Here is a 14,782-nt window from a genome sequence, read left to right as displayed (position 1 = left end):
GTGCGGGGAGGGCGGGTCGTCCCGCCGAAGGTGCTGTCCAGCAGGGTGCAGCGGCCTGCGGAGACGGTCGCGGAGGCCGTCGCCGTGGTGGCCGTGGCCGGACACGTCCACGCGCTGGCGCTGCGGCTGGAGCACATGCGGGGACGGTGGCGCTGCACGGCCCTGGAGACGACCGCTCCCTGAAACAAGAGGAGGGGCGGGTCCCCCGCCCCTCCTCTTGGTCCACCCGGTTCTACAGGTCCAGTTCTCCGGCCTTGATCCGGCCGAGCAGACCCGACAGAGCTTCACGGCCGACCGACAAGTGGGGGGTCTCAGGGTTCTTGCTGTCGCGGATGCCGACCGAGCTGTCTAGGGGGGCCAATTCGACACACTGACCGGAGTCTCCACCGCTGTAGCTGCTCTTGCGCCACTGGGGAGCGGTCTTACTGCTCTCGTTCACATCGTCTCCAGTACTTCGCGGATCAGAGCTTCCGATTCTGCCGCAGGTAGTGCCTGTTCCCTGATCAGCTCGAACCCTACTGCGAACTCTGTCACTTGCGGGCCCGGCTCGATCAGCCGCCCCCTCCCTCCCACAGACTCCTCGTAGCCCATGTCAGGGTCGGTCTCGAAGGACAGGACCGTGAAGGAACCTTCCGGGAACACCTGTGCGGAGTGCCCGAGCACATAGATCGCGAAGTTGGGTTCATGACCGTACTTCACAAGCTGTTCGAGCTGCGCTCGGGTGATCGCCCGAGATCCTGCGACCTTCCGGAGAACTCCTTCCTCTAGGACGACGATGACGTTCGGCGGGTCTTCTCTGTCGAAGATCTCTTTACGGTCCATACGGGTCCGAACGAGTTCCTCCAGCCGCTCCGGCCTCTTACCTGCGCGCAAGACCTCACGCGCGTACTCAGGAGTCTGGAGTACACCAGGGATGACGAACTGTCCGTAGATGCGGATCTGGGAGGCCCTCGCCTCCTCCTCCACGTACTCCCAGAAGCCGGGCGGGAGGCCCGCCTCCTCGGCGATTCTGGGGAGCATCGCCTCGAAGAACTTCGGGATCCTGTACAGCTCGTCCATGGCGACGGACAGCTTGGTGTTCGGACGGCGCCTCCTGGTCTCCACGAGCCCGATGAACTTGCCCGTGTAGCCGACCTTGACGCCGAGGGCTTCTTGGGAAAGGCCCTCGGCGTCCCGCAGCCGCTTCATGTGGAACAGGTAGAAGTCGAGAGCCGATGCCATGGGGTCAATGTCCGGCATGTACGAACCTCTCTGGCCTGCCTACAGCGGGCTGTAGGCGCGGGGGTCATCTGTAGGCGCGGTTCTCTGGCTGAGACTAGCCCGGCACTTGACGATGTGTGTCAGAAGAAACAGAGACACAACGAATTCGGAAGCCTCATGCGCCAGCAGAGAGACCACACATCACACAAGAACGACATTCCGCACATCAGCCATGAGGACCCGCTCCCCGTCCGTCCCGAACCGCAGGGCCGTTGGGCCTGCCCCTACCTCTCCGGCAAGACCGACAGGCCGACCGTCTTCACGCGAAGGCCGCTGACGCCGGCCGAGGTCGCCTTCGGGCTTCAGTCGTGTCTGGTTGCCGACACCTTGGAGCGCCTGAAGGTGCTCATGGACCGGGAAGACGAGAAGCACGCGGAATACGTCGCCGTGAACCGGCCGCTCAGGAGCACGAGGTGAGCGAGATGCTGAGCCAGGTCTTCTGGTTGTCGCTGGTCCTGGCCGGGACGGGTATGGTCGCCGGGCTCATCCTCGGGTTCCTGCTGTACCCCCGGCTGTTCCGCCGTCCGAACGGGTCTCATCGCAGGAGCGGCACCACCACTTCGGGCGATCCCGCACACGGTGGACGCGGTAGGTGGTGAGACCTTGATCCCGAATACCCCTCCGGGCCGCACTGCGTCCCCGATGGCGGTGGCGCCCGGAGGCTCCAACCTGGCGGTACCCGATAGAAGAAGGCAGGTGGTCTATCGATCGTAGAACGGTACAGGACGTGAGCATGGGGCCTCGGCGGGTGGACGACCCTTGTCCGGGGCCCCTCTTCCCGCTGCGGGGACGCGGAGGCCGAAGCGCTGCTTCCGCTCGGTTCCGAGAAGGTCCACGACACGAAGATCACGACTCCGAGGGAGCACGGCATGGCTGATCACACGGCTGACCCGCGTCACAGGTCCGCGAGCACAGACGGGAGCGTGGTCACCTGGAGGCGGCAGCAGCGCTATAGCCCCGTACAGGACCGGGCCGGGATCCGCCGGCCGGACGACATCGACTTCCCGCCCGCCACCGAGCGCGTCACCCAGGCACCCGACCCGTTCGGCCACGCCTGGGCGGACGAGCGGGAGATCCTGCGGGCCACCTACCAGGGCGACGACGTCTGCCAGCTGGCCTGCCCTGGCTGCTACACCCGCGATCTGCTGCAGATCAGCCCGGCGACGGCAGCGCGTGAGGGACGCCGCAAGAGTGCGCCGTTCGCGGAGTTCACCGCGCATGTCGACGCTCTGGGGCCCGGCATGCAGGACCTGTACGTGCTGGGTGCCGAGCCGACGATGGACCCGGCCGGCACCGCCGCCAAGCTGGAACACGCCCGGACGCACGGATGGCCGCAGCAGGTCATCACCCACGGCGCGGTCAGCGTCGACCGCTTCGAGGAGACCTTCGGCGCCGCCCTGGACTCCGGCCAGGTGTACATGCTGATCATCAGCCTGGACTCCATGGACCCGGCCGTGCACAACCGGCTGCGCGGCCGTCCGTACGCGCATGAGCGGACCTTGCGGATCATCCGGCACTGCATCGCCCGCGGAGCCCCTCTCAAGGTGCAGATGACAGTGTGGCCCCTCAACTACCCCACGATCATCGGCAGCGTCGAGGCATTGTTCGATCTGGGCGTGCGTGCGTTCTCCTTCCACTGCGGCACCCTGGAGGGCGTCACCGACGCCGAAGCCGACGCCGCCGGGCTGGCGCCGGTCGATCCGCTCGCCTGGCGTGCCCTGGCCGACCGGCTGCTCGCCTTCCGGGACGCCCACCTGGACGAGCTGTGGCACTTCAACGTCCCGTTCCTGTACTTCACTGAGGAGGAGTTGCGCGAGCAGGTGATCGGGGACGCCGGGCAGACGGCCGCCTACCTGGAGCACGTCGACGCTGCGGAGGCGGGCCGCCCGTCCGTCAAGCCGGTCCACGCCTGCCCGGCACTGGACGTCCCGCAGGTGTACGTATGGGCGAACCGGGGGCCGCAGGGCCGTGGCACCCTGTCGCTGTGCAACATCGACCGAGATCCGGTCGCCGACGCCTACGCCGACTACGACCCGAGCGCACGGCGCTGGCGGGTCCGTCGGGACCCGGAACGCAACCAGCTACAGCACATGGCCAACTCGCCGCACCTGTGTCCCGCCACCCCGTACGCGCTGCGGACCGGCACCGACCGCGCCGTCACCGAGATCGGTCCCCTGTTCCACGCCTGCCGTTACATCGCCTCCAACCAGATGCCCGCACCCACCCGGATCCGCGCCGAGATCTACCGCGACGCCGCGGAGTTCTACCGGGCGGTCGGCCGCGCCCTGGATTCCTACCCGTACCGCGATGGCCGCGGCGAATCCCCGCTGGCGCGGATCACTCGGGTCACCGGCGGCATTGTCGCGCTGGCTGACCGCACCCGCGCCCTGAACGCGGACCTGAGCAAGGCAGCCGTCGACGGCGACACACCGTCGGAAGACCGCACCGGAGCGAGCCCTCAGGTATCCCGGCCGGGCTCCTCGTTCTGATCCGTGCCTTGGTCGGGGGTCGGCTCGGCATCATCCTCGCGAGGTCCGGGCCCGTGTCCGGTGGGGGCGTCCGCCAGCAGCCGGGCCGTCAGATCGGCGACCGTGACGGTGTTGGCCGCCACCGCCGAATACAGTGACTCCAGGTCGCGATACCCCAGGTCCCGCGCCGCCGTCAGCGCGCCACCGCCGGTCTCCAGGTCCAGCAATTCCAGCCCATGGCTGGCCAGGGCGTCGCTGAGCAGCCGCCGCCCGGCCTGCCCGGCGGCCTCGCTGCGCCGCTCGGCCAGCCACTGCTGGATCGCCACTCGGGCGTGGCCGGTGCGGGCGGCGTCCAGCCAGTCTTCCGACGGGCCGGAGCCGGGGCCGGTGAGGATCTCCACGACCTGGCCGTCCTCCAGCGCCGCCGTCATCTGCACCAGCCGCCCGTTGGCCACCGCGCCGATCGCCGAATGGCCCAGGTCGGTGTCGATCGCGTACGCGAAGTCGATCGCGGTGGCGCCCCTGGGCAGCGGGACGACCTCCCCCGACGGGGTGAACGACACGATGCCACCGCTGTGCAGATCGACCCGGAGGCTGTCCAGGAACTCGGCCGCCGGCGCGTGCGCCTGCCACGCCAGCAGGTTCCGCAGCCACTCCAGATCCGGGCGGCGCGCGGCCCGCAGTGCCTCCTCACCGGACTCGGCGGCCTCCTGGATCTGGCTGATGATCCCGTAGTCGGCGACACGGTGCATCGCCGGGGTGCGGATCGCCAGTTCCAGCGTCCCGGCAGAGGTGAGCACAGAGGTGTGCAGAGACCGGTACATGTTGTACTTCGGCAACGCGATGAAGTCCTTCATCTGCCCCGGCAGCGGCCGCCACACCCCATGCACGATCCCCAGCGCCACGTAGCAGTCCTCGGGCGGCCCGTCCACGAGCACCGTGATCCGCGACACCTCACCGAGCCGTAGAACATCCGTGGCCTTGACCGGGTCACGCCGATGGTCCTGGTAGATCGAGTACCGGTGCCGGTCCCGGACCACGACCTCGGCCTTGAGCCCCGCCTTCGACAGCGCCTTGTCCAACTGCCGTACCAGCGGCTGCAACGCGGCGGCGCGGTCGGCCGCGCTGGCCTCCATCGCCGTGGCGATCGCCTGCTCTGCCTCGGGCCGCAGCGTCGCGAAGGCGATGTCCTCCATCTCCCGTTTGAATACGTAGATGCCCAGCCGCTCGGCGAACGGCACCAGCAGTTCCATGGACTGCCGCGCGATCCGTTCCCGCTTGGCCTGCTTGGAATGGAATCCCAGCGTTCGCAGGTTGTGCACCCGGTCCGCAAGCTTGATCACCAGCACTCGCAAGTCGGCCGCCGCCGCCAGGATCATCTTGCGGAACGTCTCGGCCTCGGCCTGCTCGCCCCACTTGGCACCGTCCAGTTTGGTGACCCCGTCCACCAGGACGGTGACCTCCTCACCGAACTCGGCGTGGACCTGCCCCAGCGTCAAGTCGGTGTCCTCGACCGTGTCATGCAGCAGCGCCGCCGCCAGCGTCGCGGTGTCCACGCCCAGCTGCGCCAGCACGATCGCCACCGCCAGCGGATGCGTCACGTACGGCGCCCCCGACTTGCGGATCTGCCCCCGGTGGTACCGCTCCGCCACCGCATACGCCCGGCGCAGCACTTCCACATCGGCTCGCGGGTAGAACCTGCGATGCTCGCGGATCAACGGCACGACGGCGCTGTCGACCTCTGACGGCGACAAGGGCAGCCCTGCGCGCATCAGACCCGCGAGCCGCATCATGCGCTTGCCGGTCCGCCGCTCGGCCGGGTCAGTCGGTTCCATCGGCCCACCCCTCGCTGCTACCGCGCCTTTACCTGGTTATAACCACTATCGGCACGACCATCATCCCCGCTCTCCAGCCATCATCGTTCCCTGGCAGGACGACGGCCAGCCGACGGCGAGGAGGACCATGAGGCGACCATGCGCGGCATGCCGTCAGGACAGATCACCAGGACGTCGGCCTCCGGACGGCTGCCCGTCCCTGTGGAACATGCCCGAAAGAATAACCACCTCTGATCCATGCTGAACGGCCGTTCCGCCAGCACAAGCGACCCCGGCCGCCCGCCCCTCAGGCGTTCGGCTGCGCCCGGGTGGTGTACAACGATGCCCTGGCCGCGCGCCGGACCGCCCACGCGTCCGGGTTGCCCTACATCAAGGCGGCCGAGCTGTCGGCGGCCATGACGCGGGCGAAGAAGACACCGGAGAGGTGTTGGCTGGGCGAGGTATCGGCGGTCGTGCTACAGCAGTCTCTGCGGGACCTCGAGACCGCATACCGGGCGTTCTTCGACGGCCTGGCCGGTAAGCGCCCACGAGTGGGGGCGCCACGCTTCAAGTCCCGCAAGGACCGGCGGCAGTCGATCCGGTTCACCGCCAACGCCCGCTGGGCCATCACCAAAGGCGGGAAGCTCGCCCTCCCGAAGATCGGTGAACTGAAGGTGAGGTGGTCCCGGCGGTTGCCGTCGACTCCCTCGACGGTGACGGTGATCCGGGACGCCGCCGGGCGCTATTTCGCGTCCTTCGTCGTCGAGACCCGCGACGATCGGCTCCCCCGCGCCGGTGCCCAAGCCAGCGCCCGGCTCGGCCCCGACGTCGAGATCGACTTGGGGTTGGAGCATTTCGCGGTCACCTCGGACGGTCGCAAGATCACCTCGCCGCGGTTCCTGCGTCGCGCCGCCAAGAAGCTCCGCAGAGCGCAGCAGTCCCTGTCCCGCAAGCAGAAGGGATCGGCCAACCGCGACAAGGCACGCATGAAGGTCGCCCGCGCTCACGCGAAGGTCGCCGACGCACGCCGCGAGTTCCATCACCAGCTCTCCAGCGAACTGGTCCGCGAAAATCAAGCGGTCTATGCCGAGACGCTATGTGTGAAGGGGCTGGCGCGCACCCGGCTGGCCAAATCGGTACACGACGCGGGCTGGTCGGCGTTCCTGGGCATGCTGGAATACAAGGCGCAGCGGTACGGGCGGACGTTCACGCAGGTGGGCCGGGCGTACCCGTCCTCTCAGATCTGCTCGGGGTGCGGGTATCGCGACGGCCCCAAGCCCCTGCACGTCCGCGCTTGGACATGCGAGCGGTGCGGGACGGCGCATGACCGCGACGTCAACGCCGCCCGCAACATCCTGGACGAAGGGCGCCGCATCATCACGTGATGCTCCTGGTCGCCGCCGGACGGAAACTCCCAGGTGTCCGGGGGAGGCGGAGACCTTAAACGCCTGTGGAGGGCAGGTAAGACCCCCGACCCCGGTCGGGGGCATAGCCCGTTGAAGCAGGAAGCCACGGAAGTGCCGCCCCACTGGGGGGCGGCACTGGCCGGATCCCCGGCCTCCATCAGGCCGGGGAGCGCGTCAATTGTTCTTGTTGCGCGAGCGCGGGTCGCCGTGGCAGCGCTTGAACTTCTTGCCCGAGCCGCAGGGGCACGGGTCGTTGCGGTTCACGCCGGCGTACTCGTCCTCGGTCTCCTCGCTGTGCAGCTCGACGCCGCCCTCACCGTCGACGGTCGGGGCCGAGTACTCCAGCTTCTTCGGACGGGACGGCTTCTCCAGCCCCTTCGCCTTGATCGCGGGAGCCTCGTCGGCCTCCTCCACGTCCACGGCGACGGCGCCGTCCTCCTCCGCCGTGGGGGCGGACTTGGCGACGGACACGGGCGCGGCGCCGACGGTCGGGGCCTCCGGCTGCTCCTCGACCTCGACCTCGAGGTTGAAGAGGTAGCCGACCGACTCCTCCTTGATGCCGTCCAGCATCGCGTTGAACATGTCGTAGCCCTCGCGCTGGTACTCGACCAGCGGGTCGCGCTGCGCCATGGCCCGCAGGCCGATGCCCTCCTGGAGGTAGTCCATCTCGTAGAGGTGCTCGCGCCACTTGCGGTCGAGGACCGACAGGATGACGCGGCGCTCCAGCTCGCGCATGACCTCCGCGCCGAGCTCCTCCTCGCGCTTGGCGTAGGACGCCTGGGCGTCCGCGCGGATCTTCTCGGCGAGGGTCTCGGCGTCCAGCCCGGAGATGTCGCCGGCCGCCTCCTCCTCGACGAGGTCGTCCACCGTCAGCGAGATCGGGTAGAGCTGCTTGAACGCCTTCCACAGCTTGTCGAGGTCCCACTCCTCGGCGAAGCCCTCGCCGGTGGCGCCCGCGACATAGCCCGCGACGACCTCGTCGATCATGCCCTGGATCTGCTCGTGCAGGTCCTGGCCCTCCAGCACCTTGCGGCGCTCGGCGTAGATGACCTTGCGCTGCCGGTTCAGGACCTCGTCGTACTTCAAGACGTTCTTGCGCATCTCGAAGTTCTGCTGCTCGACCTGGCTCTGCGCCGACTTGATCGCGTTGGTGACGATCTTGGACTCGATCGGCGTGTCGTCCGGGATGTTCAGCCGGGTCATGATCGATTCGACGCGGGCCGAGTTGAACAGCCGCATCAGGTCGTCCTCCAGCGACAGGTAGAACCGGGACTCGCCCGGGTCGCCCTGCCGGCCGGAACGTCCGCGCAGCTGGTTGTCGATGCGCCGCGACTCGTGCCGCTCCGTCGCGAGGACGTACAGGCCGCCGACCTCGACGACCTCCTCGTGCTCGCCCTCGACGTCCTCCTTGGCCTTCTCCAGCGCCTCCGGCCAGGCCGCCTCGTACTCCTCGGGCGTCTCCAGCGGGGACAGGCCGCGCTGGTGCAGGACGAGGTCGGCGCGGAAGTCGGGGTTGCCGCCGAGCATGATGTCGGTGCCGCGGCCCGCCATGTTCGTCGCGACGGTCACGCCGCCCTTGCGGCCCGCCTCCGCGACGATCGCCGACTCCTGCTCGTGGTGCTTGGCGTTCAGCACCTGGTGCGGGACGCCGCGCCGCTTGAGCATCTTGCTCAGCTTCTCGGACTTCTCCACCGACGTCGTGCCGACCAGGACCGGCTGGCCCTTCTCGTGCCGCTCGGCGATGTCGTCGACGACGGCCTCGAACTTGGCCTGCTCGGTCTTGTAGACGACGTCCGCCACGTCGTCGCGGATCATCGGCTTGTTCGTCGGGATCGGCACGACGCCGATCTTGTAGGTCTTGTTGAACTCCGCCGCCTCGGTTTCGGCGGTGCCGGTCATCCCGGACAGCTTGTTGTAGAGGCGGAAGTAGTTCTGCAGGGTGATCGTGGCGAGCGTCTGGTTCTCGTCCTTGATCGCCACGCCCTCCTTGGCCTCGATGGCCTGGTGCATGCCCTCGTTGTAGCGGCGGCCATGGAGGATGCGGCCGGTGAACTCGTCCACGATCAGGACCTCGCCGTTCATGACGACGTAGTCCTTGTCGCGCTTGTAGAGCTCCTTGGCCTTCAGGGCGTTGTTGAGGAAGCTGACCAGCGGCGTGTTCACCGAGTCGTAGAGATTGTCGATGCCGAGCCAGTCCTCGACCTTCTCCACGCCCGCCTCGGTGATGCCGACGGTGCGCTTCTTCTCGTTCACCTCGTAGTCGCCGGGGCCGTACTCGTCGACCTGGCCGGCCGTGCTGACCAGCTCGGCGCGCTTCAGCCGCGGGACGATCTTGGCGAACTCCGAATACCACTTGGAGTTCTGCTCGGCCGGACCCGAGATGATCAGCGGGGTCCGGGCCTCGTCGATGAGGATCGAGTCGACCTCGTCCACGATCGTGAAGTTGTGGCCCCGCTGGACGCACTCCTCCAGGCTCCACGCCATGTTGTCGCGGAGGTAGTCGAAGCCGAACTCGTTGTTCGTCCCGTAGGTGATGTCGCAGTTGTAGGCCGCACGGCGCTCGTCCGGGGTCATCTGCGGGAGGATGACGCCGACCTCGAGCCCGAGGAACTGATGGACGCGGCCCATCCACTCGGCGTCGCGCTTGGCCAGGTAGTCGTTCACCGTGACCACGTGGACGCCGTCGCCGGACAGGGCGTTCAGGTAGGCGGGGAGCACACAGGTCAGGGTCTTGCCCTCACCGGTCTTCATCTCGGCGATGTTCCCGAGGTGCAGCGCCGCGCCGCCCATGATCTGGACGTCGTAGTGGCGCTGTCCGAGGACGCGTTTGGCTGCTTCGCGCGCGGTCGCGAAAGCCTCGGGGAGCAGGTCGTCCAGGGACTCGCCGTCGGCGATGCGTTCCCGGTACTTGTCGGTCAGCTCGCGCAACTCGGCGTCGCTCATCTCGAGGAAGTCCTCCTCGATCGAGTTGACCTGATCCGCGAGCTTCTTGAGCTTGCGCAGGGTTCGTCCCTCGCCCGCACGAAGGATCTTGTCGATGACTGGCGGCACTCTCGAAGGCTCCTTGCAGATCGTGGTTCACCGCTCCACGGCGGCGCGCACACCACACGTACGATGCCATCGTAGGCGAGACCCAGAATGGTCTAGGTCACTCCGCAGCGCAATCCACAGCGCGTTCCGTTTGACTTTCCGGGTCCCGGAGAGGATCTCTCACACCGCACGGGAGGGGAGGCGCAATGTCCGAAGGGTCAGGCTCGCACGCCGGCCAGCCGGGTTCGTGGGTCGCCGTCGCCATCATCTTCATCGGTTTCGTCGTCGGCGGCGTGGCACTCTGCCTCGGCCCACTGTGGATCATGTTGTGGGTCGGCGTCGGCATCGTGGTCGTCGGCCTCCTGGTCAGCTGGATGGTCCACCTGTTCGCCGACGTCGTCGTGGACGCGCCCCGCGTGATCCCCGAGATCGTCGACTACTCGCTGTTCGGCTCGCGCTCCGCGAAGCGCCGCGGCGGCGACCAGGGCGAAGTCCTCGACCGCCCCGTCTCCACCGACACCGAAGAGGCCCCCCACGGCTGACCCGTCCCCCACTAGAGGCCGGCCCACCCAAGGGCCGGCCTCACGCATGTACGGCCAAACCCCTCACCCATCGCCAACACCCCACCAATTCCACACCCGCCCGGCGCCAGCACGACCAACAGCACTCACCCCCCGCCCGGCGAGTAGCAGTGTTCGCGGTGGGTGGGGGGCTCAGTGTGGGGTGGTGGCGTTCAGGGCGGCTTTGATCAAGTCGACGGGCAACGCGGTGCGTTCCACGCGGACGTCGTCGCAGCCGACCCAGGCGGCCGCGCGCCAGAGGGCGGTGGCGAGGGCGGTCGCCGAGGACTCCGTCCGGGCGGCGGTGCGGGTGGCCCAGGGCTCCAGGGACGCCTGGCGGGCGATGAGGGTGCGGCCCTCACGGGCCGGGTCGACGCGCCCGATGAGGCGGCCGCCGGCGAGGAGCGGCATCGCGAAGTATCCGTGGACGCGCTTGCCCTTCGGGACGTACGCCTCCAGGCGGTGGTCGAAGCCGAAGACGCGGGACGTGCGGGCGCGGTCCCACACTAGGGAGTCGAACGGCGACAGGAGGGTGGTGGCGTGCCTGCCCCTGGGCGGGGCGGCGAGCGCCTCCGGGTCGGCCCAGGCGCGCTGCGACCATCCGGCGACCTTGACGGGGACGAGCCCGGTCGCCTCGATCACGCGGTCGACCTGGTCCTGCCTGATCCGGTAGTAGTCGGCGAGGTCGCCGCGGGTCGCCACGCCCAGCGCCCGTCCGGCACGGGCGACCAGCGCGGTCAGGCAGGCGTCGTCGTCCGGGTCCCGCGCGAGCAGCCCGGACGGGACGGCGCGCTCCGCCAGGTCGTAGACGCGGCGCCAGCCGACCCGCTCGACGCAGACGACCTCCCCGACGTCCAGCAGCCACTCGATGCCGATCTTGTGGTCACTCCAGTCCCACCATTCGGCGCTCGCCTTGGCGCCGCCGAGTTCCTTGGTGGTGAGCGGCCCGTCCGCCCGCAGGCGGTCCCGGACCTCGGCGCAGACGCCTTCCGGCACCTTGTGCCACCGCCACCCGCGCCGCAGGTACGCCCGGCGCCGGAACGCGAACAGCGGCCAGTCGTCCATCGGGATCACGGACGCCGCATGCGCCCAGTACTCGAACGCCGGATACCCGCCGGATCCGTTGCCCCAGTAGGCGGTCTCGATGGCGTTGCGCTTCACGGGGCCCAGGCGCGCGTAGGGGACCAGCTCGTGGGAGCGTGCCAGGACCGAGATCGTGTCGAGCTGGACGGCTCCCAGCCGTTCCAGCATCGCCGGAACCCCGCCCTTCGGACGCGCGCCCAGAAACCCCTGGGCACGCAACTGGAGGCGCCGCGCCTCGTCCGCACTGAGTTCGACTTCGCCCGCACTCGTCCCCGTTGCAACCACGCCCGCGATGCTACGACACAACACCGACAAAACCGGATGACCGGTCTCACCGGCTGCCGGAGGGTTGGGGTGAGGGGTCAGGTTATTTCGAGGAGTTTTTCGCGGACGGCGTAGACGACGGCTTCCATGCGGGAGTGGAGTTGGAGTTTCTCCAGGATGTTGCGGACGTGGTTCTTCACCGTGTTCTCGGAGATGAACAGCTCGCGGGCGATCTCCCGGTTGCCGAGGCCGCGGGCGACGAGGCGGAGCACCTCCATCTCGCGTTCGGTGAGGCGGGGCGCGGGGACCTGCTGGGTGCGCTCCTCGCTGCTCTTGGCCAGCGCGGCGAACTCGGTGATGAGCTTGGACGCCATCGACGGGCTGATCAGCGACTGGCCGCCGTGCACCGCGCGGACGGCCTGCGGGACCTCGTCGATGGAAATCTCCTTGAGCAGGTAGCCGCTGGCCCCGGCCTTGATCGCCTCGAAGAGGTCCTCCTCCTCGTCGCTGATGGTCAGCATGACGATCTTCGCGCTGGGGGCGGCGTCCTTGATGGCGGTGCACGCCTCGATGCCGCTGCGGCGCGGCATCCGGATGTCCATCAGGACGACGTCGGGCAGCAGGTCGCCGGCCATCTCGACGGCCTCGTGCCCGTCGCCGCCCTCGCCGATGACCTCGATGTCGTCCTCGCCTTGCAGGACCATCTCCAGGCCCCTGCGGAACAGTGCGTGGTCGTCGACGATGAGCACGCGGATGGGGTCGGCCGGGTCGGCCGGCTGCGCCGCGTCCCGGCCGGCGGCCGCGGCGTCGGCGCCGGTCGGACGGGGTGCCGCCGCGGCGTCGCGAGTCTCGGGGTTCTCGCTCACCAGAGTCGCGGCGTGGAGGAGACGCCGCTTCCCCCCTTCACTATTCAGCGATCTGGAACTACCGGAGGGTTGTCGTCCTCGGGAACTTACGGGGTCCGGGGACGAACCCGGGGGATTTCGGACCGGGGTGTCTCCCGGTCAACCGCCGCGCGCCCCGGGAAGGTTCCCGGGACGCGCCGCGTCCGTGGATCGGCTGATGCGCCTTTTCAGATCATGACATGGTTCCGGTGGTGACGTGACGCGTCCGCCGCGCCACCGGGATGGACGGGCTCACTCTTCGACGAGCCTGATGACTCCGTAGTCCCAGCCTCTTCTCCGGTATACGACCGAGGGGTGCCCGGTGGCCTTGTCGCGGTAGAGGAAAAAGTCGTGGCCGACGAGCTCCATCTCGAAAAGGGCCTGCTCGATGCCCATCGGCTCGGCCTTGTGGAATTTCTCGCGGACGACGAGGGGGCCGTCGCCGTCCATGGGGATCGGCACGAGGTTCTCGTCCCGGGAGATGGGCTCGGGCGGCGCCGCGGCGGTCTCCACCGGTTCGGGGGCGAGTTCGGGGACGGGTTCCGGCAGCGCCTCGGGGAGCGTCTCCATCGTCGCGAGCTTGGCGCGGCCCTTGCCGTGGTTCTTTCCGTGGTTCTTCAGCCCGTGGCCCTTGCGGCGCTCGGAGCCGCGGCGCAGCCGTGACTCCAGTTTGTCGAGCGCCAGGTCGAGGGCGCCGTACCGGTCGTCGGCGGCGGCCTCGGCCCGGATCACCGGGCCGCGGGAGCGGATCGTCAGCTCCACCCGTTCGCGCTGGTCGGCCAGCCGTGGGTTGCGTTCCTCGGACACCTCCACATCAACCCGGATGACCTTCTGGTCAAGCCGTTCGATCTTGGCCAGTTTGTTGTCGACGTGCCGACGGAACCTGTCGTTGACCTCGGTGTGCCGGCCCCTCACGGTGATGTTCACGCGGGACCCCCCTTCTCCCGGTTGCGCTTGTCGCCCGGCCGGGACCCCTGTCAGTCCCGGACGGGCACCACAGGACGGTGGGTCGCACCCGCCCGGCCGACCTGGTCTTCGTCCCCACATCCGCCTGCTGAGGGGCTCGCGGCGCTCTCGCCACTACTGCCCTTCTCCCGGTTCGGGGGATGTCGGATCCCCCGACGGGGCAGGACTTACCTCTAAGGCGCACCGTGATCGGTCGACGAGAAGTCGCCTTACGTGGGCCGTTTCGCCTGCGCCTGGCATCGGCTAGCCGGACCGTCTGCCGTGCTCCTGACGAGCACTGCGATCCGACGCAACCACGGACCCGGGCGGGTGCCATGTCAGGAACGCTAACCCCTTACGCGACGAATGTCAGGGGGGTGGCCTGAGGAAAAACTCACGGACGGTCATCGACGCCTCCCGCTGCGGGGTTCCCCGGCCGCCGCCGGGCGTCCCGTCACCTGCCGTGAGCCCCGGCGTATCCGGCGGTTGCGCCGCCCGTGCCCGCGCAGGTCAGCTGGTACTGACCTTCCGGTGAGTTTGGGAAATCTCTACCCCCTCCATGACGTGGTGTGACTCGAATAACCCCCAACACCCCCTCAAGCCGAGACAAGCCGGGCACCGTCCGGCTACTCCACGTAGCTAACTGCCACTCGGCCGAAGAAAAGTGAAGAAAGTCACCATTCGCCCGACTCCCTCCCGTCCGCCCACGACTCTCACCAGGGTCGGCGGCGGGGAGTTGCCGCGATGGTGGCCGTTCCGAGCAGGTCGGACCCCGCGGCCCGCAGTGCCCGCGCCGCCTCGGCCAGGGACGCGCCCGTCGTGACCACGTCGTCCACCAGCACGACCCGACGGCCGGCGACGTCCGCCCGCACCTCGACGGCACCGCGCAGGTTGGCGGCGCGCTGCACCGCCGTGAGCCCGGCCTGATCGGCCACCCGGCCGCGCTGCCGCAGCGCGTCCAGCATGGTCACCGGCACGCCGTCCGCCCGCAGCCGCCGCACCGCGACCTCGACCAGCCCCCGCAGCGGATCATGCCCCCGCCGCCGCACGGCCCTCCGCCCCGAAGGC

General features: G+C 68.8%; 14 protein-coding genes. 6 read left to right on the top strand and 8 right to left on the bottom strand.

Annotated features, from left to right (window positions below; genetic code table 11):
* Window positions 1–183, top strand: a 183-nt coding sequence (locus tag HUX53_RS35270) for an Rv3235 family protein (RefSeq protein WP_255205945.1), incomplete at its 5' end; no start/stop codon positions are given.
* 49 nt (window positions 184–232) lie between these two features.
* Here HUX53_RS35270 and HUX53_RS35265 read toward each other — a convergent pair.
* Both HUX53_RS35265 and HUX53_RS35260 read right to left on the bottom strand, forming a co-directional pair.
* Window positions 233–439, bottom strand: a complete 207-nt coding sequence (locus HUX53_RS35265; RefSeq protein WP_176407613.1) for a DUF397 domain-containing protein — start codon at window positions 437–439, stop codon at window positions 233–235.
* Window positions 436–1,239, bottom strand: a complete 804-nt coding sequence (locus tag HUX53_RS35260; protein WP_176407612.1) for a helix-turn-helix transcriptional regulator — start codon at window positions 1,237–1,239, stop codon at window positions 436–438. The genes HUX53_RS35265 and HUX53_RS35260 overlap by 4 nt, the downstream gene beginning before the upstream one ends.
* A 138-nt stretch (window positions 1,240–1,377) precedes the next feature.
* Between HUX53_RS35260 and HUX53_RS35255 the strand changes: the two genes are divergently transcribed.
* From HUX53_RS35255 to HUX53_RS35245, 3 genes are all read left to right on the top strand, one after another.
* Window positions 1,378–1,677: a hypothetical protein gene (locus tag HUX53_RS35255; RefSeq protein ID WP_176407611.1), complete on the top strand. Its 300-nt coding sequence runs from the start codon at window positions 1,378–1,380 to the stop codon at window positions 1,675–1,677.
* Window positions 1,674–1,859 (top strand): hypothetical protein, encoded by a 186-nt coding sequence (locus HUX53_RS35250; RefSeq protein WP_176407610.1) that lies wholly within the window; start codon window positions 1,674–1,676, stop codon window positions 1,857–1,859. Before HUX53_RS35255 ends, HUX53_RS35250 begins: the two co-directional genes overlap by 4 nt.
* 324 nt (window positions 1,860–2,183) lie before the next feature.
* Window positions 2,184–3,749: a radical SAM protein gene (locus HUX53_RS35245; protein WP_176407609.1), complete on the top strand. Its 1,566-nt coding sequence runs from the start codon at window positions 2,184–2,186 to the stop codon at window positions 3,747–3,749.
* Here the strand turns inward: HUX53_RS35245 and HUX53_RS35240 are convergent.
* The gene (locus HUX53_RS35240; protein WP_176407608.1) at window positions 3,719–5,563 is read right to left on the bottom strand and encodes a bifunctional (p)ppGpp synthetase/guanosine-3',5'-bis(diphosphate) 3'-pyrophosphohydrolase; all 1,845 of its coding nucleotides are present in this window, start codon (window positions 5,561–5,563) and stop codon (window positions 3,719–3,721) included. The two genes, HUX53_RS35245 and HUX53_RS35240, sit on opposite strands and share 31 nt — an antisense overlap.
* 230 nt (window positions 5,564–5,793) lie before the next feature.
* Here HUX53_RS35240 and HUX53_RS35235 point away from each other — a divergent pair, with 230 nt between their 5' ends.
* On the top strand, window positions 5,794–6,927 hold the full coding sequence (locus tag HUX53_RS35235; protein ID WP_176407615.1) for an RNA-guided endonuclease TnpB family protein: 1,134 nt from the start codon (window positions 5,794–5,796) through the stop codon (window positions 6,925–6,927).
* A gap of 195 nt (window positions 6,928–7,122) precedes the next feature.
* Here the strand turns inward: HUX53_RS35235 and secA are convergent, their stop codons facing one another.
* Window positions 7,123–9,999, bottom strand: a complete 2,877-nt coding sequence (secA, locus tag HUX53_RS35230) for a preprotein translocase subunit SecA (RefSeq protein WP_176407607.1) — start codon at window positions 9,997–9,999, stop codon at window positions 7,123–7,125.
* Between the two features lie 185 nt (window positions 10,000–10,184).
* On the opposite strand from secA, the gene HUX53_RS35225 reads away from it, so the two are divergent.
* Window positions 10,185–10,520: an HGxxPAAW family protein gene (locus HUX53_RS35225; RefSeq protein WP_176407606.1), complete on the top strand. Its 336-nt coding sequence runs from the start codon at window positions 10,185–10,187 to the stop codon at window positions 10,518–10,520.
* A gap of 171 nt (window positions 10,521–10,691) precedes the next feature.
* On the opposite strand, the gene HUX53_RS35220 is transcribed toward HUX53_RS35225, so the two are convergent.
* The 4 genes from HUX53_RS35220 to HUX53_RS35205 form a co-directional block, all read right to left on the bottom strand.
* Window positions 10,692–11,906 carry a crosslink repair DNA glycosylase YcaQ family protein gene (locus tag HUX53_RS35220; protein ID WP_309237584.1) on the bottom strand — a complete coding sequence of 405 codons (1,215 nt, stop codon included), beginning with the start codon at window positions 11,904–11,906 and terminating at the stop codon, window positions 10,692–10,694.
* A gap of 77 nt (window positions 11,907–11,983) precedes the next feature.
* Window positions 11,984–12,640, bottom strand: a complete 657-nt coding sequence (locus HUX53_RS35215; RefSeq protein ID WP_207943750.1) for a response regulator transcription factor — start codon at window positions 12,638–12,640, stop codon at window positions 11,984–11,986.
* A 381-nt stretch (window positions 12,641–13,021) separates the two neighbouring features.
* The gene (raiA, locus tag HUX53_RS35210) at window positions 13,022–13,696 is read right to left on the bottom strand and encodes a ribosome-associated translation inhibitor RaiA (protein ID WP_176407604.1); all 675 of its coding nucleotides are present in this window, start codon (window positions 13,694–13,696) and stop codon (window positions 13,022–13,024) included.
* Window positions 13,697–14,427: 731 nt separating this feature from the next.
* A partial coding sequence (locus HUX53_RS35205) for a phosphoribosyltransferase family protein (protein WP_303623193.1) occupies window positions 14,428–14,782 on the bottom strand: 355 nt, incomplete at its 5' end.

It is taken from the genome of Actinomadura sp. BRA 177 (assembly GCF_013372625.1).
In the GTDB taxonomy this organism is placed as follows: Bacteria; Actinomycetota; Actinomycetes; order Streptosporangiales; family Streptosporangiaceae; genus Spirillospora.
The sequence above is the reverse complement of the archived record's forward strand: the minus strand, read 5'-3'. Positions and strand labels throughout refer to the sequence as shown.

Excerpts from the sequence above, each read along its gene's own strand:
- HUX53_RS35225 (WP_176407606.1), top strand. The coding sequence starts at position 10,185 with ATGTCCGAAGGGTCAGGCTCGCACGCCGGCCAGCCGGGTTCGTGGGTC.
- HUX53_RS35260 (WP_176407612.1), bottom strand. The coding sequence starts at position 1,239 with ATGCCGGACATTGACCCCATGGCATCGGCTCTCGACTTCTACCTGTTC.
- HUX53_RS35240 (WP_176407608.1), bottom strand. The coding sequence starts at position 5,563 with ATGGAACCGACTGACCCGGCCGAGCGGCGGACCGGCAAGCGCATGATG.
- HUX53_RS35255 (WP_176407611.1), top strand. The coding sequence starts at position 1,378 with ATGCGCCAGCAGAGAGACCACACATCACACAAGAACGACATTCCGCAC.